Raw genomic sequence first — 22,780 nt, forward strand, 5'->3', positions numbered from 1 at the left:
CAGCTATCCGATGAAGGTTGTCACACCGGATCGATATCGCCTTTCGCCCACATTTCAATGGTCTCCGCGTAGAAATCCGAAAAGCGACCTTCTTCGATCGATTTGCGAATCCCCTGCATCAACTCCTGATAATAGGCGAGATTGTGCCAGGACAGAAGCATGCCGCCGAGCGCTTCATTGGAACGCACCAAGTGGTGCAGATAGGCACGCGAGTAATCGCGCGATGCCGGGCAATTGGACTGCTCGTCCAGCGGACGCATGTCTTCGGCGTGGCGGGCATTGCGGATATTCACCCTGCCCCGGCGGGTGAAGGCGAGACCGTGACGGCCCGAACGGGTTGGCATGACGCAGTCGAACATGTCGATGCCGCGTGCCACCGACTTCAAAATGTCGTCCGGCGTGCCGACGCCCATCAGGTAACGCGGCTTTTCCGTCGGCAAAACCGGCAGCGTCGTGTCCAGCATCGAAAGCATCACATCCTGCGGTTCGCCGACAGCGAGACCACCAACCGCATAACCCTTGAGATCGAGCTGCTTGAGGCCTTCGGCAGAGCGGATGCGCAAATCCGGCTGGTCGCCACCCTGAACGATACCGAACATCGCCTTGCCCGGCTGCTCGCCAAAAGCGACACGGCAGCGTTCTGCCCAGCGCAACGACATTTCCATGGCACGCTCGATTTCCTTGCGCTCGGCGGGAAGCGCAACGCATTCGTCGAGCTGCATCTGAATATCCGAATCGAGCAGCCCTTGGATCTCGATGGAGCGCTCCGGCGACATATGATGCAACGAGCCATCGACATGGCTCTTGAAGGTCACGCCCTGTTCATCCAGCTTGCGCAGACCTGAGAGCGACATCACCTGGAAGCCGCCGCTGTCGGTCAGGATTGGATGCGGCCAGCGGATCAGCTCATGCAGGCCGCCGAGACGCGCGACGCGCTCCGGGCCCGGGCGCAGCATCAGGTGGTAAGTATTGCCGAGAATGATATCGGCGCCTAGGTCGCGCACCTGATCCAGATACATGGCCTTGACCGTGCCGACCGTGCCGACAGGCATGAAGGCGGGCGTGCGGATGACACCACGCGGCATTGCCACTTCGCCGAGACGCGCGCCGCCGCTGGTTGCTTTAAGGGTGAAGGTGAAGTTCTCGTGCATCAGACTTTCCGGAACAACAGGCTGGAATCGCCATAGGAATAGAAGCGGTAGCCGGTTTCGATGGCATGGGCGTAAGCAGCCCTCATCGTCTCCAATCCGCAGAAGGCCGAAACCAGCATGAAGAGCGTGGATTTCGGCAGGTGAAAATTGGTCATCAGAATATCGACCGCCTTGAAGCGGTATCCCGGGGTGATGAAGATACCGGTAGCGCCCGACCAGGGACGGATTAGCCCGTCGTCACCCGCCGCGCTTTCGATCAGCCGCAGCGATGTGGTGCCGACACAGACAATGCGCCCGCCCCTTGCCTTCACCGCATTCAGCTTCTCAGCCGTCTCGTCCGAGACGTAGCCGATCTCGAGATGCATCTTGTGATCATTGGTATCGTCCGCCTTGACCGGCAAGAACGTCCCCGCCCCGACATGCAGCGTGACGAAATGGCGCTCGACCCCAGCCTTATCCAGCGCGTCGAAGAGTGCCGGGGTGAAATGCAGACCCGCAGTCGGTGCGGCAACGGCGCCTTTTTCACGGGCATAGATGGTCTGGTAATCTGTCTGGTCCTGCGCATCTTCGGCGCGTTTCGCGGCGATGTAGGGCGGCAGCGGGATATGGCCGACGGAGGCGATCGCCTCATCCAGAACAGGACCGGATACATCGAAGAGCAGCGTGATTTCGCCCTCGTCGCCCTTTTCCTCGACCACTGCTTCCAGAAAGGCGAGACCGCAGGCGTTGTCGCGCTCATAGCCGAAGCGGATGCGATCGCCAGCCTTGATTCGTTTACCCGGTCGCGCAAACGCCTTCCACCGGCTGACATCGGCACGCATGTGAAGCGTTGCCGAAACCGGCGTTTCCTGCGCGCCATCGCGCAACCGCACACCTTCGAGTTGGGCAGGAATGACCCGCGTATCATTGAAGACCAAGGCGTCACCGGGCTTGAGAAAGCTCGGCAGCTCGAAGACCTGATGATCCGTCATCCGATCCGTATTCGGGTCCACCACGAGCAGGCGGGCGCTATCGCGCGGATTGGCCGGGCGCAGCGCAATATTCTCCTCGGGGAGATCGAAATCGAACAGGTCAACACGCATTCAAAGGCTCTTATGAAATCCGTCTATTGTCGCTTCGCCTTCTTCAACAAACAGGCAAGCGAAACACTCAGAATATCAAAACCCGCCTCGCAGCCAACTGCCGGCGGGTCTTTGGTCGCAAAAGCGCTACCTCCCCACTCGACATCATCCAGGGGCTTGCCCCGAGGATGACGCGAAGAGGAAATAAAGCGCGATAGGCAAAACGTCCACCCGCCCTGCTTCCCAGCAAAGCGGGAGACATCATGTTCGTCAGGCAGCGGACGCCAGACGGATCGATACGATAGAATCGGGGTCCTTCACAGGCTCGCCCTTCTTGATCTTGTCGATGGCTTCCATACCCTCGATGACCTGACCCCAGACCGTGTACTGCTTATTCAGCCAAGGAGAATCCGTAAAGCAGATGAAGAACTGTGAGTTGGCGGAATTCGGGCTCTGCGAACGCGCCATGGAGCAGGTGCCGCGAACATGCGGAATGGCGGAAAATTCAGCCTTCAGGTCCGGCTTCTCGGAGCCGCCCATGCCGGCACGCGCCGGGTTGAAATCGGCAGAACCCTTCTTGCCGAACTTCACGTCACCGGTCTGCGCCATGAAATCGGCGATGACGCGGTGGAAGACCACGCCGTCATAGGCCTGCTCGGAAACCAGTTCCTTGATGCGGGCAACATGGCCAGGAGCGACCTCCGGCAGAAGCTGGATAACAACCTTACCGGTGGTCGTTTCCATGATGAGGGTGTTTTCCGGATCCTTGATCTCGGCCATGATATCTCTCCTTGCTAGGGTTGGGCTAGAGGGCAGAACGCCCGTTGACGTGGTCTTAGCGACGTTACTTCTTCGTCACCGTTACCTTGACCATCCGGTCAGGATCGGAGACTTCGCCGTTTCCACCGGCGCCACGCTTGATCTTGTCGACATATTCCATGCCAGAGATCACCTTGCCGACCACGGTATATTGGCCGTTCAGGAAAGGTCCCTGGTCGAACATGATGAAGAACTGCGAATTCGCGGAATTGGGATTTTGGGATCGCGCCATGCCGACGGTGCCACGCTCGAAGGGAACCTTCGAGAATTCGGCCGGGATATTCGGCAGGTCGGAGCCGCCGGTGCCTGCGCGGCGCGCATCGAAGCCTTTGTTCATATTGCCGTACTGCACGTCGCCGGTCTGCGCCATGAAGCCGTTGATGACGCGGTGGAAGGCAACGCCATCATAGGCACCCTTTTTGGCCAGCGCCTCGATCTGCGCCACATGCTTCGGCGCAACCTCCGGCATAAGCTGAATGACGACCGGGCCGTCTTTCAGTTGAATGGTCAGAAGATCGGCAGCGGACGCAATCGTGCTTGCGGCAATCGCGCTGACGAACATGGCGCCTGCAAAGGCAAACTTCAGCAATTTCATTCGAATGGGCTCCACCTGTGCGCCGAAACTAACGTTTCAGCTTTGTGTTAAGGGCTTCAAGCACGGCTTTGGGCACAAAGGCCTCGACATTGCCGCCCATGGCTGCGATCTGACGGACCAATGTGGCGGTAATGGGCCGCGACGCAGTTCCAGCGGGTAAGAACACCGTCTGAATATCGGGCGCCATCTGACGGTTCATACCGGCCATCTGCATTTCATAATCGAGGTCGGTGCCATCTCTCAGGCCTCGAACAAGAAGGCTGGCACCATGTTCCCTGGCAGCATCGACAACGAGGTTGCCAAAAGAGACGACCTTCAGCCGGTCTTTCGCAGCAGGCAGGACGTCGCTCAAGGATTGACGGATCAGATCGGCACGCTCTTCAAAGCTGAACATCGGCACCTTGCCCGGATGAACGCCAATGGCGACGATCACGGTCGACGCGACGTTCAACGACTGGATGAGAACATCCAGATGTCCGTTGGTCATCGGATCGAAAGATCCAGGATAAAAGGCAATCGTCATACCGCTCTCGATACTTCCGTCTTTGTCGGCCTTTTGTCACGTCGGCATCGCATCTGCAAGACCAAAGCATGCCCAGCAAAGTATCCAGCGGCTTTAGGATAACGAGGCGCGGCAAGAACAGGGCGTGAAACGCGAGTAGATGAATCGGGAAGGTCGCAACAAGCTTTGAAGCGTTTAAACCTCATGTGAATAGCGGATGAATACAGCATTCAGCGCAGCTTCAAAGCGATGCTCTATAACATGGACCATCGATAACGCATCGGGCCTGAGGCCCAAGTGGAGATGGAAATGCTGGCATTCATGGTGATCCTGACAGTCGCCACATCCTTTGTGGTCGAGCAGCTCTTTATGGATTGACGTGGACTGCCGATTTTCTGAACGCCAGATGAACGCGACATTCAAGGAAGCTTCAGAGGCGCAATGCTAATCGATTTTTAACAGTCTTTCGGAACCCGACTCGATGTCAGGCGTTCAGTTCGCAGGCAAAGGAACAATCACATGTTTGCAAAAGAAAATCGGTCTACTTCAGCGAAGATCGGCGTCATCAGCACTGCTTGGACAATGCTTCTGATCGCGATGGTTGCGACAACGTTCAGCCTGTACGCGCAGAAGCCACAGCAGCAGGAAGCGAACTTCCCTCAACTGACCTCCCGCTACCAGTACATGAACTACTATTGATCCATCGGGGAAACCTGATCACACCGGAGTAACACACGATGATCACCGTTTTGACAGTTCTTTCCGCGTTGATCAGCGCGATGTTTGTCGCGTCGGTGGTCTCTGTCGTTTCCGAACTTCGAAAAGAAGATGAAGAGTTCAAGGAAATGATGGAACGCAGCAGATCGTTCTGATTTGTAGCCAATCAATATGACTGTGGTGGAAAGCCGTCTCACACGAGGCGGCTTTTTGATGTTTGCGAGCTAAGTCAGCGTAACGGAATCAATCGGCACAGCGTCGCAGCGAGCCACCCTGTCCACAGTTCTTAAAGTGGAAGCGCTCCGTCGATCTCGAAAAGCAGCCGGCTCTAACGCCTAGGGATAGCATCCTTCCGTTCGCACGATCAGTTGACTCGTCCGCACAACAGAACTGCTTCCATTTACCAATAAAACGCTCTAAGGAACCCCGATAGACCCGGCATAACGGGCGCATAGTGTGAGGTTTGCATAACGATGCTCGATTCCCTGAGAAACGCTTCCAGAACTCTGGCGGCAAAGCTGCTCCTTCTTCTTCTTGTCGTCTCTTTCGGCATCTGGGGTGTGTCGGCATCACTCGTTTCGAGCAACTCCCATGCCGTCATGACGGTGGGTGATCAGACAGTGACACCCAACCAGTTTCGCTTCGCCTATCAGCGTCAGATGGCAGAGATCGGCCAGCAGTTCGGCACCCGCCTGACCACGGAACAGGCCAGAGCCTTCGGCATCGATCGTCAGGTTTTCAGCCAGCTTGCAGCCGGGGCATCTCTCGATCAATTGGCTGAGAATATGAAGCTCGGCCTGTCGGAAGACCGCTTGGTAAACCTCATCGCGGAAGATCCGGCTTTCAAGTCTCCTGGTGGCCAGTTTGACCGCCAGCTCTTCAGCCAGCGTCTGCGCGGCGCGGGCTTCAACGAAGACGATTATGTCAAGGAGCGCAGCAAGGTCGCTGTTCGCAGTCAGATTGTTGACGCCATCTCCGACGGCTTCACGCCGCCGCAGGTTCTGGTTGACGCGTTGAAGCAGTATCGCAACGAGCAGCGCTCCATCGACTATCTGCTGTTGTCGAACGCCAATATCGATCCGGTCAAGGCCCCCGCGGACGACGTTCTGGCCGCCTGGTTCGAGAGTCACAAGGCGCAGTATCGCGCTCCCGAATATCGCAAGTTCACCTATGTGAAGCTCGAGCCTTCCGACATCGCCAACCAGAGCGCCATTACCGACGCTCAGGTTGCTGACTATTACGAGAAGAACAAGGACAAGTTCCGCACCGCCGGTCGTCGCACCGTCGAGCAACTGGTCTTCCCGAACAAGGAAATGGCCGAAGCCGCCGCAACGCAAATTCGCGCAGGCACGACGACCTACGATCAGGTCGTCAAGGATCAGGGAAAACAGCCAGCTGACGTGCTCCTCGGTGAATTCACCAAGGAAACCATGCCCGATTCGTCGATTGCCGACGCAGCCTTCGCCGTTCAGAAGGATGGCGGTATTTCGCCGGTGGTCGATGGTGCGTTCGGCCCTGTTATCCTGCGCATTACCGGCATCAAGGGCGACAGCACGAAGACGCTGGATGAAGCCAAGGAAGAAATCCGCACCGAACTGGCTACAGCCAGTGCCGCGGATCAACTGAACAGTGTGCATGACCGCTATGAAGATCTGCGTGGCGGCGGCTCCTCGCTTGCCGATGCCGCAACCCAGCTGAACCTGAAGCCGGTGACGATCAATGCCGTCGATGCCAATGGTGAAGACGACAAGGGTAATCCGGTCGAGGGCCTGCCAACCCCTGCGCTCTTGACGGAAGTCTTCAAGACGGAGCCCGGTACAGAAGCACCCGCCGTCAATATCGGTCGTGAAGGCTATGTCTGGTTCGACGTGGATCAGATCATCCCGCCGCGTGACCGTACGCTGGATGAAGTTCGCGACCGCGTTGTCGCCGACTGGACGGCGGAACAACAGCGCAATGCTTTGACCGCCAAGGCCGAAGAGCTGAAAAACCGCGTCGAAAAGGGCGAGCCGCTGCAAACGATCGCCAGCGAAATGGGTCTTGCCGTGGAAACCAAGATGGGGCTGCGCCGCAACAGCGACGATGCACTGTTTGGCCAGCAGGCAGTTTCGGCAATCTTCGCCGGCGCTGACGGCCTTGTCGGCACGGCGGTCAACGCCGATGGCTCGGGTCGCATTCTGTTCAAGGTCACCGAGGTCAACACCAACGCCCCTGCCGATGCACTGAACAGCGACGATCGTCAGATCACCGCTATGGCAAAGGCCGCTGGCGATGACATGCTGGATCAGATGGTCAGTCGCCTTCAGAACGACTACGGTGTCAGCATCAATCAGGCCCTCGCAGACCAGGCGATGACCGCATACTGATAACCGGGGGACGGGAACATGGCCGAACTGAAGCCGCTGATCGCCAAGGTGGCAAATGGCGAAAGCCTGAACCGGGAGGAGGCCCGCCAGGCCTTCGACATTCTGATGTCCGGCGAGGCCACGCCGTCCCAGATCGGCGGTTTTCTCATGGCGCTACGCGTGCGCGGCGAAACGGTCGATGAAATCGTCGGCGCCGTGTCTTCGATGCGTGCCCGCATGCTGCCCGTTTCCGCCCCCGCCCACGCGGTGGATATCGTGGGCACCGGTGGCGATGGTCTTGGCACCTACAACATCTCGACGCTTGCAGCGATCATCGTGGCAGGCACCGGACTTCCCGTCGCGAAGCATGGCAACAAGGCGTTAAGTTCGAAATCCGGCACCGCCGATGCACTGTCAGCCCTTGGCGTGAAACTGGACATTGGGCCGGATCTCATCAGCCGTTGCATCAACGAGGCTGGCCTTGGCTTCATGTTCGCGCAGTTGCACCATTCGGCCATGCGCCATGTCGGCCCGACACGAGTCGAACTCGGTACAAGAACGATTTTCAACCTACTCGGCCCGCTCTCGAACCCGGCAGGCGCGAAGCGCCAGCTGCTCGGCGTCTTCTCTCCGCGCTGGCTTCAGCCGATCGCCGAGGTTCTCCGCGATCTCGGCTCGGAATCGATCTGGGTCGTCCACGGCGACGGCATGGACGAGATCACAACGACGGGTGTTACCCATGTCGCGGCGCTCGAAAATGGCAAGATCCGCACCTTTGACCTGACGCCGAAGGATTTCGGCGTGTCATCTGCGACGATCGACGACCTGAAGGGCGGAGACGGCATCTTCAATGCCAAGGCGCTTCGCGGTGTTCTCTCCGGCCATAAAAATGCCTATCGCGATGTTTCTCTTTGCAATGCGGCAGCAGCACTCGTTGTTGCCGGCAAAGCCGAAACACTGAGCGATGGCATGAAGATTGCCAGCGCCTGCCTGGATGAAGGCAAGGCTGCCGCAGCGCTCGACAGGCTGGTCGCAGTCTCCAACGAAGAGTAAGGCGAAGATGAGCGATATTCTCAGAAAAATCGAAGCCTACAAGCGCGAGGAAATCGCAGCCGCAAAGGCGAAGGTTTCGCTCGCCGATCTGAAGGCCATGGCGGCGGATCAGACCGCCCCTCGCGGCTTCTACAACGCGCTGAAGCGCAAGCAGGCGGACGGCGTCTTTGGTTTGATTGCCGAGATCAAGAAGGCAAGCCCGTCCAAGGGCCTCATCCGTCCCGATTTCGATCCACCGGCGTTGGCGAAGGCTTACGAAGCTGGTGGCGCCGCCTGCCTCTCGGTTCTGACGGATACGCCAAGCTTTCAAGGTGCGCCGGAATTTCTGACCGCCGCCCGCAATGCCTGCACCCTGCCCGCTCTTCGCAAAGACTTTATGTTTGAGACCTATCAGGTGCACGAAGCCCGCGCTTGGGGTGCAGACTGCATCCTGCTGATCATGGCGTCGCTGTCCGATGACGAGGCAAGACGTCTCGAGGATGAAGCCTTCGCGCTTGGTATGGACGTTCTGGTCGAAGTGCATGATGAAGAGGAAACTGAGCGCGCACTCAAGCTCACCTCACCCATGCTCGGCGTAAACAACCGCAACCTGCGCACCTTCGAGGTCAGCCTGGAAAACAGCGAGCGTCTGGCCAAGCTGGTGCCATCCGACAAGCTGCTGGTCGGCGAAAGCGGCATCTTCACCTATGAGGACTGCCTGCGGCTGAAGACATGTAACATCAGCACATTCCTGGTGGGTGAAAGCCTGATGCGCAAGGACGATGTCACCGCCGCGACGCGTGCCCTCCTGACGGGCCAAAGCGGCGTCATGGCTGCGGAATGAGTACGCAGGGACTCACCCATATCGGCGCGTCCGGCGAAGCCCATATGGTCGATGTGGGCGACAAGCTCGACACGGTGAGAACCGCTATTGCTGAGGGCTTCGTGAAAATGAAGCCCGAAACCCTGACCTTGATCCGCGAGGGCAACGCCAAGAAGGGTGACGTCATTGGAACCGCACGTCTGGCTGGCATCATGGCGGCCAAGCAGACATCCAATCTCATCCCGCTTTGCCATCCGCTGATGCTGACCAAAGTGTCGGTGGATATCACAGAGGATGCCGCCCTGCCCGGCTTGAGAGTTCAGGCAACCGTCAAGCTCTCCGGCAAGACCGGCGTTGAGATGGAAGCGCTCACCGCCGTTTCCATTGCGTGCCTGACGATTTACGACATGGCGAAGGCCGCCGACAAAGGCATGGAAATTGGCTCGATCAGGCTTTTGGAAAAAAGCGGTGGGAAATCCGGCTACTACAAAGCTTGAAGGCGCGGACCTCCATTATCGTCGGGGGCCAGCAACGGGCTCTCGATCCAGCCACTGAAGAGGAAACGCATGAAACCCCTTCTCCCCGTCGCGGACGCCCTCCAACGCCTGCTGGATGCCGCCCAGCCCGTCTGCACAGTCGAACGCATTGGTCTTGCCGCTGCTGCTCACAGAGTGCTGGCATCAGACCTTAAGGCGCGGATCACACAACCGCCGTTCGATTCGTCAGCCATGGACGGCTACGCTTTGCGCGCCGCTGACGCGCCAGCAATCGGCTCCGAGTTGACGGTTATCGGGACAGCCTCTGCCGGACATGCATTCCAAGGCACAGTCGGCGCGCGTGAGACAGTGCGCATCTTCACCGGGGCGCCCGTGCCAGAGGGCGCGGATAGCGTGCTTATTCAGGAAGACGCAGAGGTTATAGAGGACAACCGCATCCGCACCGCCTTCAATGTCACTCAGGGGCGACACATTAGGCCGCGCGGGCAAGACTTCATGCAAGATGAAACCGTGCTTGATGCCGGTACATGCCTGAGTTTCGCCGATCTGACCGTCGCGGCTGCAATGAACCACGCCGAGGTTGCGGTTTATCGCAAGCCGCTGGTTGCGATCCTCGCCACAGGCGACGAGCTCGTCCCACCTGGCGGCGAACCGCAGGTGGCGCAAATCGTCGCGTCGAATACATTCGGTGTTGCCGCCCTCGCCCGCCAGGCTGGCGCCGACGTACTGGATCTCGGCATCGTTAAAGATGACGATACACTGATCCGCGCGGCAATCGGCAAGGCCATCGCTGCCAAGGCCGATATCCTTGTCACCCTCGGCGGAGCCTCGGTCGGCGATCATGACCTCGTCCAGGCCGCGCTGAAAGCGGAAGGTATGGCACTGGACTTCTGGCGCATCGCCATGAGACCCGGCAAGCCGCTGATGGTCGGCAGCATTGGTCCGATGCAGGTGCTGGGCCTGCCCGGAAATCCCGTCGCCAGCCTCGTCTGCAGCCTGCTTTTTCTGGAACCCCTGATCCAGAAGCTCGGCCACCAACCTTCGCGTTCTCGCCAGATCACGGTCAAGACTGCAACCGCCTTGAAGGCCAATGACGTGCGCCAGGATTATTTACGCGCCCGTTTTATCCATGAAGAAGATGGCAGGCCGGTCGCAGAAGCTTTCACCAAGCAGGATTCGTCTATGATGAAGATCATGGCGAAATCCGACTGCCTCATCATCCGCCCGCCGCATGCGCCTGAACTGCCCGCTGGCGCGGAATGCAAGGCCATACGATTGAGAGGCTGAAGGTCGGTCGCGTCACTGCAAGGATAGCTTAACGCGCTCGTTAACGATCAGCCTCGGTCCCCGGCGTTTATCTTTGTCGTTCGGCCAAGTACCACGCAGGAAATGTTGGCATCTCTCCCAAAAGAAAAAGGGCTCCGTGTCCACGGGGCCCTCTCTTTTTCGGAAAAGCCGTGTCGCGTTACGCGCGCAGCACCCCGTTGTCGGGATCGAACGGGCTTTCGCCCACAACTTCCGCATCGTAGAGATCGCCAAGGATCTTGATCTTCAGCTTGGTGCCGATCGTTGCGTAGTCGGGAGCGAGCATCGCCAGTGCAACGGACTTGCCGATACGCCAGCCGAAGCCGCCACTCGTTGCGCGACCGACAACCTCGCCCGCATCGTTCAGAATAGCTTCCGAACCACGCGCATCGACAGTGGTGTTGCCGCTCACGATCAGCGTGGAGAATATCCACGGCAGACCCTTTTCCTTGCCTGCCACAACCGCATCGCGACCAATGAACTGCTTCTCAGGCTTGATGAAGCGGTCGAGGCCGGACGAGTAGGCATTGTACTCGACCGAAAGCTCGCGACCCATATTGCGGTAGGATTTCTCCAGCGACATGGAGACCATGGCGCGAATGCCGAAGGGCTTGATACCGAACTCGGCACCGGCTTCCATCAGACGATCGAAGATGTAGTTTTGCATTTCGATCGGGTGATGCAGCTCCCAACCGAGTTCACCGACGAAGTTGACACGCAGTGCATGGGCTGTCGCAACGCCAACAGAGATTTCCTTAGCGGTCAGCCATGGGAAGTCCTTGTTCTCAAGGCTGGTGCGCGTCAGCTTCTTCAGCACGTTTCGCGACTTAGGACCGGCCAGAGCCAGAACGCCGTATTTCTGCGTGATCGGTTGGAGAGTGACGGAGCCATCGGTTGGCGCAAGGCGGCGAAGCGTGTCATGATCGACAGATTCCAGGCCACCGGCAGAAACCAGATAGAAGCGGCCCGGTGCCCATTCATAAACGGTGAACTCCGCCTTCACGCCGCCATTCGGCGTCAGAAGATGCGTCAGCGCGATGCGGCCGCGTTTCTTCGGAATGGCATTGGCAAGAATGGATTCGAGCCAGGCGCGTGCGCCAGGGCCGGACACTTCCATCTTGGCGAAGGCCGACATATCGAGAACGCCGACATTCTGGTTGACGTTCTTCACCTCGTTGCCGACATGCTCGAAATAGTTGGAGCGGCGGAAGGACCACTTTTCCACGATGCGGCCGTCTTCCAGCGGCGGCGCGTGATTGTGATTGGTGATGACATCAGCGCCAACACCGAGTTCTTCTTCCTTCAGCGCATAGCCTTCCGGTGCATACCAGTTGGCACGCTCCCAACCATAGACGGAGCCGAAGACGCCACCCAGCTTCTTCAGGCGGTCATAGATCGGCGTCGTCTTCAGTGGACGGGCGGCAGACCGCTCCTCATCCGGATAGTGCATGGTGAAGACGTTGGCATAGGCTTCTTCGTTCTTGGCAATCAGATAACCTTCGGTCGCGTAGGGGCCGAAGCGACGCGGATCGACACCGGTGAGGTCGAGCGTCGGCTCGCCATCGACGATCCATTCCGCCAGCTGCCAGCCGGCACCGCCTGCTGCGGTAATACCGAAGGAGTGACCTTCGTTCAGCCAGAAGTTCTTGAGGCCTGGAGCGGGCCCGACGATCGGGTTGCCATCCGGCGTGTAGGCGATCGCGCCGTTATAGACCTTCTTGATGCCGACTTCGCCAAAAGCCGGAACACGCTCGATGGCGCTTTCGATGTGCGGCATCAGGCGGTCGAGCTCTTCCTGGAAGAGTTCGTATTCACTGTCGGCCGAAGGACCGTCGACATAACAGACAGGCGCGCCCACTTCGTAAGGTCCAAGGATCAGGCCGCCGGCTTCTTCGCGCATGTACCAGGCACTGTCCGACTCGCGCAGGACGCCCATTTCCGGCAGACCTTGCTTGCGGCGCTCCAGAATGTCGGGATGCGGCTCGGTGACGATGTACTGATGCTCGACAGGGATGACCGGAATATTGATGCCGACCATTTCGCCCGTCTTGCGGGCAAACGAACCGGTACAGGAGATGACGTGCTCGGCGATGATTTCGCCCTTGTCTGTCGTCACCTTCCAGTGACCGTCTTCCGTCTGCTCGATGGCGGTGACGGTGGTGTTTCTGTAGATCGTCGCACCCTTGTCGCGCGCGCCCTTTGCCAGTGCCTGGGTCAGATCCGCCGGCTGGATATAGCCATCGTCCGGATGCTGGATGGCGCCGAGCAGACCGTCGGTCTCACAGAGCGGCCAGACTTCCTTCACCTCTTCCGGCGTCAGAAGCTTGACGTTGACGCCGATCGTTTCAGCGATGCCGGTGTAATACATATATTCGTCCCAGCGGTCCTTGGTGCGGGCGAGACGAATGTTGGAAACCTTGGAGAAGCCGACATTCATGCCGGTTTCCTGCTGCAGCTCTTCGTAGAACTTGACCGAGTATTTGTGGATCTGGCCAACCGAATAGCTCATATTGAACAGCGGAAGCAGGCCAGCGGCGTGCCACGTGGAGCCGGATGTCAGCTCCTTGCGCTCGATCAGAACAGAATCGGTCCAGCCTTTTTTGGCAAGATGGTAAAGCGTCGAAACGCCGACAACGCCGCCACCGATAACCACCGCCCGCGCATGTGTCTTCATAGTCATAGTTCCCCTTGAGGCATGTCATCCGCATGAACGCGGCTTTTTCCGAACCTATGGCGCAGACTATGCAATGTCGCATCGTCGCCCAAACGCCTGATTACGACATGCAAAAGGCTCGCCGCGACGGCGAGCCTTTTGACGATTTTCAAGATGCGAGAATGCTCATTTCCGCGGCTTCGCGGCTGACGATTTCGGCTCCTCAGCCTTTGCCTCTGCAGGCTTTTCTTCCTCCGCCTGCGGCCTGGAAACCTCGGGCTTCAGCGCCTCTTGTTTCGGAGCAGTTGCGGCACCGGTATGAGAAACGACAGCCTTGTCGCCCTCTTCCGATAGAAGCGCCGCCAGGATCTGCGGGTTCGTCTCGCCTTCCATGTGAATGTTCAGATTCCGCTGTGGCATCGGTATGCTGATGCCCTCCTCCCGGAAGCGCTTCAAAATTTCCATGCGCAGGCTGTTTTTGACAGTCAGCCCATGAGACAAATCGGCAAGGTGAAAGCGAAGCTCGAAATCGAGCGAGAAATCACCGAAGCGCAGAAATTCCACATGCGGCTCCGGATTTCTCAAGACCGGAGTCTGCTTCTTCACCAGTTCCAGCAGGATATCCATGACCTTCTGCGGATCGGTTTCATAGGCAACCGACACCGGAATTTCAGCGCGCTGGATGCGGTTTCGATGCGTCCAGTTACCGACGGACGAATTGATGAACTCCGAATTCGGCACGATGATCGATTGGCCGCGGAAGGTCTCGATCTCGGTCGCGCGCACGGACAGCCGCTTGACGGTACCCTCAACCGTGCCTGTCACCACCCAGTCACCCACCTTGAATGGTCGCTCGACGAGAAGAATGAGGCCAGAGACGAAGTTCGAGACGATGTTTTGCAGGCCGAAACCGATACCGACCGACAGTGCCGAGGCGACGAGCGCGAGGCTGGAAAGATCGAGGCCCGCCGACGAGATACCAAAAATGGCGGCAACGACAATCCCGAGATAGCCAATACCCGTGCCGACCGAATTTCGAACGCCGGCATCGACTTGGCCGCGCGCCATCACGTTGCGGTCGAGCCACTTCTGGAACCAGCGCGTCACCGCATAACCGACGATGAAGACCACTATACCAGTAAAAATGCTGATGAGCGAAATCGACGTATTGCCGACCTTGAAACCCGTCAGCAGGCTGAAGGCCCAGTTCTCTATGTCGCCCGGTTGAAAGCCCCAGGAGAACAGAACCAGCGGTATGCCAAAGGCCAATGCGATGACGTAGATGCCGAGACCAGCGGCAAGACCGGCCTGATCGAGCGCGACTGGTCCAAGCCCAAAGCGGCGTCCGAGATAACGACCCGCCAGCGTTTCACCGAAGGCGCCCTGACGCGAGATCGCTTTGCCGGATAGAATGCCGATATAGACGGTGGCCACCACAGCGCCCGTTGCAACGATCTGAGTGGCAAGGAAGCGTGCGAGCCCCACATAGCCCGTGAGGCAAGCGCCAATGAGCAACAGGCCACCCACACGCAGCAGAATAGCTAGCCAGCGCGGCATGCGCTTGTGACCGCTCTCGGCATCCTCACCCTCCCCGATAACGGGCTTGAGGAACGACAAGGCAAAGAGGATGACGCCGATGATGATCGAGGCCACGAAGCTTTTCGCAACCGTCAAAATCAGCGGTGAATTGAGTGTTTCACTGATGGTGCTGAATAGGTAATCCAGGCCGTTGACGATCGCCATGACAAGCATGGCCGACGAAATGGTATGCGCGCCGCTATTTGAGACGTGCAGAAGACGCCATTCTGGCTGCGTTGGCGCGAAGATCGCGTAGGTCAGTCGCGAAACAAAGTAGACAAACGCAATAACCGACATCGCCACATAAACGATCGGCGCTATATCGGGTCGCAAGACGCCGAAATTATCCAGAAAGAAGCCCGAGGTCACCATGAAGAGGAAGACCGACATGGATTGCACCGTCGTCGACCAGAAGGCGACGGACAAGCGGCGGAGGTAGGACGGTTCGCCCGAGAAGGCGCGGCGCTCCATGCGGTGTCCGAGAAGGCGGTATCCGCCCACGAGGAACAGAAGGGCCGCCAGAACCGACAGGGAGACGGCGCCGAACATGGAGAGCCGCTTGTAGTTCCAGACAAAGACCGACCAGCCTGTGAAAGAGCTGCTGAGCGTCGACACCTCGTCGATAAACTCCCTGCCCGCTTCGGCCAGAACAGGCAGTGAAATCTCAGTCCGCTTGAACAGCGTTGCGGCAAACAGCGCGCGGCGAATGGAGGTGATGTTGTTCGACAAGGCTGTGGCACGACCGGCAACAGCCTCGGCATCGCCAAGCACGGCGTTGATCTGCGACTTTTCGGAATTCAGCCTGTTGCGCTCGTCAGTCACCACGCTGGCTTCCGGTGGCGCGCCCTCTTTCGGCGGTTCACCGAGCGAGGTGATACGGGCGTTGATTTCATCAAGGCGCCCGCGAAGCGTGGAAACGATGCTGTTCACGGAAGCCGACAGATCGTCCGACTTGCCCTTAAGATCGACGAGCCGGGTGTCGTCTCTCGCTCCATCCTCCAGTTGACGAGTGATATCGGCAAGAGTGGCCTTGTACGTATCGAGTTCCTTCGTCGACCGCTCCACCACCGGCATGGTTGCAGCGGCCGGCGCTTGGGCCGGGTCTTGCTGCGCGAAAGCGAAAGACGACAACAGCACACATATGAGGGGAAGGAGAAGGAGAGAACGAAGCCATTTGTTCTCACTCATCGATAACGTCATCACAAATACCCTTCTGCTCCTGCCGAATCCTTTGGCCTAGATAAATGCCGTATAAGGCAATTCAACAGCCACACCATGCGTAAGCCATGGAACCTCTTCCAGTTTCAATCATTAAAGAGTGCACAAGCAATTAGTGTCCATAGATGGAGGGTAATCATGGAATCTGCAGGTATCGGTTGGCTCGCAGCAATTATCATCGGTGGCATCGCCGGTTGGCTCGCAGAGCAGTTCATGAAGAGCAATATGGGTGTTTTGATGAACATCATTCTCGGGATCGTGGGCGCGGTCATCGCCAACGCCATCCTGTCGGTGTTCGGAATCGTTTTGGGCGGCTGGATTGGATATCTGATTGCAGGCTTCATCGGTGCCTGCATCTTGATCGCCGTGGCGCGAGCGATAAGACGCTAGGTCGCCAAAAAAATCTTTGACGAAAAAAGCCCGGATTTCCGGGCTTTTTTCTGAAAACGGCGTCCTCCCCTAAAGAAAAATCGGAATATTTCATCATTGGCGCTAGACAAGGGAAATGAACCCCTTTATACGCCCCCTCACACCGCCACACGGTGCCGGTCGGGTGATTAGCTCAGTTGGTAGAGCAGCTGACTCTTAATCAGCGGGTCGTAGGTTCGAGCCCTACATCACCCACCAATCTCTCTCTGCAAAGGTCTGGTGTTGCAGAGGATTACGTAAAATCTCTCAATAAATGAGATGAATTTTTCGGTGCGTTGCGAACAGTTTCTGCTCGCGCGATTCTCTCCGCGTTCTCCCCTACGCATCAAAAAAGACGAGTGTCCCTCGGCTTGATACAAATGCGGCCGATGGTCTGTTCGCAGCCAACATGGTCATCAGACGGTAGACCAAGTGAGAACTCGCCCGAAGGCAGATATCATATCGTTCAAGATGATAGCACAACTGCCATCCTCTAACTGCGGGGGACTTTCGTTTCGCCGTGATGAAACCAGAACGGTTCAAAGAGCGATGCCATAAGCTTCAACATAGAATCACCTTAACGCTTACATCCCGATCGTATTGGAGACTGAGAAGATGTTAGCACTCCTATGACGAAAGTCCCTGTTCGCCACGCTGACGACGTTTAGGAAATTGCCTGAGCTGACACACCAATATTCGAATTGTACGTTTTAAGGTTGAACCAGGGCTTTCGTCAGCAAAACGCAATCGGCTGGGATCAGCAGCAACCTCGCCAGCAGAGCGCCGTCGTACGTAGTTGATACCTCCTAAGGAACGACGTGTTTCATCAGGCGCTGATAGAGTGAGAATGTGGTCGATGAAATCATCAACCAGACCGCAGCTTCTTACGTGATGTCCGCAAAGACGTCTCATTCTTATTCATAATCTCCCAGCATGAGACTGTTTACCAATATCGTGTTGTTGCTGTCAGGCGTTGCGGGGACCGGCTTCGTTTCCTTCTTTGTGGCAAGGACCGTGGTGCAAACCGCCACCTTTGGAACCTGCTTTGACGGCGGATGTGGATATGCCGCCATTTTTCTAGCCTTCCCGCTCGTGTGGTTTGTCACCTTTGCGCTCTATGTTATGGCCCTCCTCATTTGGCGAAAGCGTCCCTTTCGCCAAAGCAGAAGCGACGCATAACGGGTCGCCTACGGTTGACAGAACCTCTAATATAAAAGAATCTCCGCAGCGCTGGGGGATTCGTGGCTTGAAATCGCTTGACGTCGTCACGACGTTGAGTTTCAAAGCTTGTGAATTTCACGCATGTCCCCATATTGGGGAGAGGGATATGCGCCAGAATGGAGTGCTGTATGCGCGCTTTGATCAATCCACCGTCGCTCAAGATCGACACTATGGATTACCAGGCGGAATGCCAGTTCGCCCTTGAGCCATCCATCAATGGACTGCTTGAGGTTGCCGAAAGTGCTGGCTGGGATCGTCAACACGCAGTTCTTGCTATCGTTGCACTTGCAAGCGGTCGCCTGTCCGAAGACAGCTTCATAGAAGACCGAGCCCTCTCCTGAAACGGAAAGTTGCAGTGTGAAAGATCAAAGGTCCGGCCACGCCGGACCTTTTCTTTTTTATCGATCGAATCCCCACCGCTGCACGGCAGCCTTGCAATCAGTGCGCGCTCCGAAAAGCCACGACCAAATCATTGCGGTAATTCACGACGTCTCCGGCAGTTCAGGTCGGCGAATCGGAATCCCTTGACAATCCTGGCTCGGAATGAGAACATAAAGGGAACAAACAGGAGGTCCATGATGACGACGTCAGAGAGATCCATTGAGCAGGCACTCGCTCTTGTTGCGCAATCCAGAAATTTGAGAGAGCGCGCTGAAGAGCGACGCCGTGATTTGCGCCGCAAGACAGAGATGATGTCCAAGCCGCTCTATATTTTGAAAAAGAATGGCGGCCGACAGCTATCGCTCAGGCTTGATTCCTGAGCGGTGATAAGACACGGACAATAAAGGCACTGTTGTGCGTTAAATAGGACGGCGTCTGGTGCTGTCGGCAGCGGCGAACAAAGCACACAAAAGACGCGTCTAACAACTGCCCTTTACGCAAGAGCCGCGTCGAGTGTCTCCCAACGCGGGAATAAACTGCGCAACACGCTGCTGCTTCACTGCATTCGCGCCAGCGCGCTTTCTGGAGAGGCAACAATGGCGGTTTCCATATTGCCTGGTAGCCTGTCTGTTTTTCTCAAAACAAGAACGGGTTTTTGAGCAGGTTCAGTCGGCGGAGCAATACTTGCCGTTTTGAACTCCCGATCAACGCCGGGTGCGCCAGCCGTCGTTTCGATGCTCTTTGCGCACTCTGCAAACGCTGCGCCTGCGGAAACGACCATGGCAGCGGCGATAATGAGAACTTTCTTCATGTCATTCTCCTTCGCTATCTCTACGGCGTTCCGGCTACCAGTCATTGGCAGCGTAAGGTCACGCCCGGTTTCGACTAACTTTTTGCCAGTTTAGACGCACTCTTGAGGCCTCTGCGAAAGATCATCGCCACATAGGTACCTGTAAGAGGGACGATAATGGGTTTGTATGTGGTAATGGAGGCCTTGTTTGCGGCCTCAAGAATTCTGCGGCGACCAGAAGTACCTTGTGACGTCATGTTACGATCTCCATTGTGCTGAAAGAACGGAGAGAGTTTGCTTTTGTTCCGGCCTTCGACGCCCGGTTGTTAATAATTAAGGCGAGATTGCGAATCGGATGGGAGTGAGCCGCGCACCATGTCCGCGACTGGTACCCTTCAGGATGGCGAATGGTCGATTGGACCTTGAAAGAGCTTGTCCATGACATGTCTCTTCATGTACCAGAGATCATCAATCAGGATGGCGGTATGTCGCGTTCAGTGCATAACATTTCCTTTGTCGCCTCTTCCGCGGACCATGCGCAGGCAGCGAGAGAAGAGCTGATCCGCGAATATGGCAATGCCTCATTCGACGACGCGGATGTGATCGTGGCACTCGGCGGCGATGGCTTCATGCTTCAGGTCTTGAATGAGACGATGAACCTGGGAAAGCGGGTCTACGGCATGAACCGCGGCTCCGTCGGTTTCCTGATGAACGATTACCGGGTGGGACGGCTGCATGAGCGCATTGCCGTGGCCACCGGCAATGATTTCCATCCGCTTAGAATGACGACAGTGGATGAGGACGGCAACGAAGTCTCCGCCCTTGCCATGAACGAGGTGAGCCTCTTCCGTCAGTCCCATCAGGCAGCGAAGCTTCGCGTCGATATCGATGGCAAGACCCGGCTGGAAGAGCTGATCTGCGATGGTGTGATGGTGGCGACGCCCGCCGGCTCAACCGCTTACAACTTTTCCGCCCACGGCCCAATCCTGCCGCTCGAATCCCCGCTGCTCGCTCTCACCCCTGTCAGCCCCTTCCGTCCACGACGCTGGCGCGGCGCATTGCTCCCCAATAAGGTGACGGTCGATATTCACGTTCAAGAAAGCGAAAAGCGTCCGGTAAACGCTGTTGCCGACCACCGCGAAGTAAAGTCCGTTCGCAGCGTCAAGATCGCGCTTTCACAGGACAGGACGGCCAGGATTCTCTCAGATCCGGATCGCTCCTGGTCCGACCGAATTCTCGCCGAACAGTTCACCAACTGATGAGGGACAGGACCATGAAAGCTCTTTTCGCAGCAGCCCTTCTGCTTGGCAGCTTCGGTCAGACCTTCGCCGATACTCTTGATATCGACGCCCTGCCCGTCTCCACCATCTTCGTCACCAGCAGCGGCATGTGGGAGCGCGAAGCCGCGGAGGACACGGCAAAGTCTCCTCAGACGACAGACAAAGGCGCGGCCTCGCGTCCAGAACCGACGCGCGGCTATTACAAGGTCGTCGCAATGCGCCAGCCGGATGGGACCGCGAAAATTTATCTGCAGCAGATCGCCTACACCGCAAATGGCCCTGCCCTTGTCGAGACACTCGAGCTCGAGGAGTTCACGCAGATGAAGGCCTATGTGACCGACATCCGCCCTGAAAGTTCCGCCGGCGCCTCAAGTCTTCCCGGTCTCTTTGTGACAGTCCATCTCAAGACCGACCCGGCGCAGAAGGAGCCGGACGCCTGGACGATTCTGATCGATGAGTTGGGCGACATGAAAATCGAGAAGGCGTCAAACTAAACGAAGGACGTCGTTCCTCAGCGTATCTTCAGCTCCGGCTTGGCAAGACCATCAGGACGCGCCTTGGGCAGTTGCTTCCTAAAGCATGGTCAGCGCAAAAGTGTGCAGCGGTTTTGCGATATCGACATGCGATAACAAGGACCTAAAGCGTATGAGCGAATCTGAAAGATCGCGACACGCTTTAAGATCAAATCTCGTCTGGCCCACTCAGCACCGCACCAAAATGATGCTTCCACAAGCGCGCACCCAGCGCGCCCGTTCGGTCAAGACTGGAGCCGACCGTCAACCATGGAAGCAGCGTGGGAGACAGCCCCGCATCGAAGAAGGAAAAACCAGCCGCGAGCACGCAGGTATCGGCATGTATCCCGCAGACAAGAACACGATCGAGTTGTAGCGCCAGAAGGTAGTCGACGGCTTCCTTCGGCGGCGCATAGCCATATTTGATGAAGATACGGTCTGCGGCCACAAGCGACTCGTCATCCTTGCCGGGCGTCCATCCCAGTTGCCGCTCGAAGGGTGTGATGCTCTCATCATGCCGCTCGACGCTCGCAATGCTCGGCATTGTCGCTGCGAGCCTTGCGATCCCTTCAACGAGACGTGACGGCGGATGGAAGCTCGGTTGCACATCGACAATGTAGAGCGCCTGTTTCACCGCGTTCTCCCTCGGCTTCGCTTTGCCACAAATAGAAAACCTCCCGCAGCGAGCGCAGCGGAAGGTTCTGATATCGAAACCAGCTCGACAACCATCAATCGATGTCGGAAACTTCCACGCCCGCCCCACCGCTGATGCGGTGTGCAAGGGCGGCCTCCATGAACTCGTTCAGATCGCCGTCTAGGACGCTGCTGGGCGAGGTGCTTTCCACGCCTGTACGCAGGTCCTTGACCAGCTGATATGGCTGCAGAACATAAGAGCGGATCTGATGACCCCAGCCGATATCCGTCTTGGACGCGGCCTGCGCATTGGCAGCCTCTTCGCGCTTCTGCAACTCCACCTCGTAGAGGCGCGAGCGCAGCATTTCCCACGCCTTGGCGCGGTTCTTGTGCTGTGAGCGCTCCTGCTGACAGGCAACCGCAATACCCGTCGGAATATGGGTAATACGCACAGCCGAGTCGGTCGTGTTGACGTGCTGTCCACCGGCACCCGACGAACGATAGGTATCGATGCGGCAATCGCTCTCGTTAATGTCGATCTGAATCGAGTCATCCACGACGGGATAAACCCAGATGGAGGAGAACGACGTGTGACGACGCGCATTGCTGTCATAGGGCGAGATACGAACGAGGCGGTGAACGCCGGATTCGGTCTTCATCCAACCAAAGGCGTTGTGGCCCTTGACCAGAATGGTTGCCGACTTGATGCCCGCTTCTTCGCCGTCATGCACTTCAAGGACTTCCACCTTGAAGCCCTGACGCTCAGCCCAGCGCGTATACATGCGCAAGAGCATGCTGGCCCAATCCTGGCTTTCCGTACCACCGGCGCCTGAATGCACTTCGACATAGGTGTCGTTGGAATCGGCTTCACCCGAAAGCATGGCTTCCACCTGGCGGCGGTTTGCTTCGCTGCGCAGCGCCTTCAGCGCCTCTTCGGCCTCACGCACGATGTCCTCGTCGCCTTCGGCCTCACCCATCTCGATCAACTCGATATTATCGTTGACCTGCTGCTCGAGCGTTCTGACGCCCGTGATGGATTCATCCAGCTGCTGGCGTTCACGCATCAGCTTTTGCGCTTCGCCTGCATCGTTCCAGAGGGTCGGATCCTCTGCCTTGTTATTCAACCAGTCCAGTCGTCTTATCGCCTGGTCCCAGTCAAAGATGCCTCCTCAGCAGGCTTATGGCCTGCTTGATTTCGTCGACTACGTTTACGATTTCATTGCGCATTTCGCAGATTCTTCGCCTTCTTCAAAACTGCT

21 protein-coding genes and 1 tRNA gene are annotated in these 22,780 nt (G+C 57.4%); 12 read left to right on the forward strand and 10 right to left on the reverse strand.

All coding sequences use genetic code 11. The annotated features are described in order from the left end of the window. Window positions 1–20: 20 nt before the first annotated feature. From tgt to coaD, 5 genes are all read right to left on the reverse strand, one after another. Window positions 21–1,151, reverse strand: coding sequence for a tRNA guanosine(34) transglycosylase Tgt (tgt, locus tag QE408_RS16495; RefSeq protein ID WP_306933042.1), 1,131 nt, complete (start codon window positions 1,149–1,151; stop codon window positions 21–23). Further along, window positions 1,151–2,233: a tRNA preQ1(34) S-adenosylmethionine ribosyltransferase-isomerase QueA gene (queA, locus tag QE408_RS16500; RefSeq protein WP_306933044.1), complete on the reverse strand. Its 1,083-nt coding sequence runs from the start codon at window positions 2,231–2,233 to the stop codon at window positions 1,151–1,153. Before queA ends, tgt begins: the two co-directional genes overlap by 1 nt. Window positions 2,234–2,482: 249 nt before the next feature. Beyond that, window positions 2,483–2,992 (reverse strand): peptidylprolyl isomerase, encoded by a 510-nt coding sequence (locus QE408_RS16505; RefSeq protein ID WP_296018550.1) that lies wholly within the window; start codon window positions 2,990–2,992, stop codon window positions 2,483–2,485. Between the two features lie 64 nt (window positions 2,993–3,056). Then, the gene (locus QE408_RS16510) at window positions 3,057–3,626 is read right to left on the reverse strand and encodes a peptidylprolyl isomerase (protein WP_306933047.1); all 570 of its coding nucleotides are present in this window, start codon (window positions 3,624–3,626) and stop codon (window positions 3,057–3,059) included. Between the two features lie 28 nt (window positions 3,627–3,654). Next, window positions 3,655–4,149 (reverse strand): pantetheine-phosphate adenylyltransferase, encoded by a 495-nt coding sequence (gene coaD / locus QE408_RS16515; protein ID WP_306933049.1) that lies wholly within the window; start codon window positions 4,147–4,149, stop codon window positions 3,655–3,657. A 498-nt stretch (window positions 4,150–4,647) separates the two neighbouring features. Between coaD and QE408_RS16520 the strand changes: the two genes are divergently transcribed. The 7 genes from QE408_RS16520 (at window position 4,648) to QE408_RS16550 (ending at window position 10,829) form a co-directional block, all read left to right on the forward strand. Beyond that, window positions 4,648–4,827: a hypothetical protein gene (locus QE408_RS16520; protein ID WP_306933052.1), complete on the forward strand. Its 180-nt coding sequence runs from the start codon at window positions 4,648–4,650 to the stop codon at window positions 4,825–4,827. Window positions 4,828–4,865: 38 nt separating this feature from the next. Beyond that, window positions 4,866–5,000, forward strand: a complete 135-nt coding sequence (locus QE408_RS16525; protein ID WP_306933054.1) for a hypothetical protein — start codon at window positions 4,866–4,868, stop codon at window positions 4,998–5,000. Window positions 5,001–5,318: 318 nt separating this feature from the next. Continuing rightward, window positions 5,319–7,211, forward strand: coding sequence for a peptidylprolyl isomerase (locus QE408_RS16530; RefSeq protein ID WP_306933056.1), 1,893 nt, complete (start codon window positions 5,319–5,321; stop codon window positions 7,209–7,211). Window positions 7,212–7,229: 18 nt separating this feature from the next. Beyond that, complete coding sequence (trpD, locus tag QE408_RS16535) at window positions 7,230–8,243, forward strand: anthranilate phosphoribosyltransferase (RefSeq protein ID WP_306933058.1); 1,014 nt, start codon at window positions 7,230–7,232, stop codon at window positions 8,241–8,243. A gap of 7 nt (window positions 8,244–8,250) precedes the next feature. Next, entirely contained in the window at window positions 8,251–9,066 is an 816-nt protein-coding gene (gene trpC, locus QE408_RS16540) for an indole-3-glycerol phosphate synthase TrpC (protein ID WP_306933060.1), read from the forward strand. Further along, entirely contained in the window at window positions 9,063–9,542 is a 480-nt protein-coding gene (moaC, locus tag QE408_RS16545) for a cyclic pyranopterin monophosphate synthase MoaC (RefSeq protein ID WP_306933062.1), read from the forward strand. The genes trpC and moaC overlap by 4 nt, the downstream gene beginning before the upstream one ends. Window positions 9,543–9,611: 69 nt before the next feature. Continuing rightward, entirely contained in the window at window positions 9,612–10,829 is a 1,218-nt protein-coding gene (locus tag QE408_RS16550; RefSeq protein ID WP_306933063.1) for a molybdopterin molybdotransferase MoeA, read from the forward strand. 178 nt (window positions 10,830–11,007) lie between these two features. Here the strand turns inward: QE408_RS16550 and QE408_RS16555 are convergent, their stop codons facing one another. Beyond that, entirely contained in the window at window positions 11,008–13,521 is a 2,514-nt protein-coding gene (locus QE408_RS16555) for a GcvT family protein (protein WP_306934828.1), read from the reverse strand. A 165-nt stretch (window positions 13,522–13,686) separates the two neighbouring features. Beyond that, complete coding sequence (locus tag QE408_RS16560; protein ID WP_373465559.1) at window positions 13,687–16,266, reverse strand: mechanosensitive ion channel family protein; 2,580 nt, start codon at window positions 16,264–16,266, stop codon at window positions 13,687–13,689. 168 nt (window positions 16,267–16,434) lie between these two features. Here QE408_RS16560 and QE408_RS16565 point away from each other — a divergent pair, with 168 nt between their 5' ends. The 3 genes from QE408_RS16565 (at window position 16,435) to QE408_RS16575 (ending at window position 18,266) form a co-directional block, all read left to right on the forward strand. Next, entirely contained in the window at window positions 16,435–16,686 is a 252-nt protein-coding gene (locus QE408_RS16565) for a GlsB/YeaQ/YmgE family stress response membrane protein (RefSeq protein WP_062427424.1), read from the forward strand. A 161-nt stretch (window positions 16,687–16,847) separates the two neighbouring features. Beyond that, a tRNA-Lys gene (locus tag QE408_RS16570) sits at window positions 16,848–16,923 on the forward strand. Between the two features lie 1,130 nt (window positions 16,924–18,053). After that, window positions 18,054–18,266, forward strand: a complete 213-nt coding sequence (locus QE408_RS16575) for a hypothetical protein (RefSeq protein ID WP_306933066.1) — start codon at window positions 18,054–18,056, stop codon at window positions 18,264–18,266. Window positions 18,267–18,862: 596 nt separating this feature from the next. On the opposite strand, the gene QE408_RS16580 is transcribed toward QE408_RS16575, so the two are convergent. Continuing rightward, complete coding sequence (locus tag QE408_RS16580; RefSeq protein ID WP_306933068.1) at window positions 18,863–19,117, reverse strand: hypothetical protein; 255 nt, start codon at window positions 19,115–19,117, stop codon at window positions 18,863–18,865. 464 nt (window positions 19,118–19,581) lie between these two features. Here QE408_RS16580 and QE408_RS16585 point away from each other — a divergent pair, with 464 nt between their 5' ends. Continuing rightward, window positions 19,582–20,355, forward strand: coding sequence for an NAD kinase (locus QE408_RS16585; protein ID WP_306934830.1), 774 nt, complete (start codon window positions 19,582–19,584; stop codon window positions 20,353–20,355). Between the two features lie 14 nt (window positions 20,356–20,369). After that, window positions 20,370–20,870, forward strand: coding sequence for a hypothetical protein (locus QE408_RS16590; protein WP_306933070.1), 501 nt, complete (start codon window positions 20,370–20,372; stop codon window positions 20,868–20,870). A gap of 187 nt (window positions 20,871–21,057) precedes the next feature. Here the strand turns inward: QE408_RS16590 and QE408_RS16595 are convergent, their stop codons facing one another. Both QE408_RS16595 and prfB read right to left on the reverse strand, forming a co-directional pair. Then, window positions 21,058–21,522: a hydrolase gene (locus QE408_RS16595; protein WP_306933072.1), complete on the reverse strand. Its 465-nt coding sequence runs from the start codon at window positions 21,520–21,522 to the stop codon at window positions 21,058–21,060. Between the two features lie 94 nt (window positions 21,523–21,616). Next, a protein-coding gene (prfB, locus tag QE408_RS16600) for a peptide chain release factor 2 (protein WP_306933073.1) occupies window positions 21,617–22,748 on the reverse strand; the annotation gives its coding sequence in 2 pieces (ribosomal slippage) (window positions 21,617–22,678 and window positions 22,680–22,748; 1,131 coding nt in all). Window positions 22,749–22,780: the final 32 nt, after the last annotated feature.

The organism is Agrobacterium larrymoorei, assembly GCF_030819275.1.
Lineage (GTDB): Bacteria > Pseudomonadota > Alphaproteobacteria > Rhizobiales > Rhizobiaceae > Agrobacterium > Agrobacterium larrymoorei_B.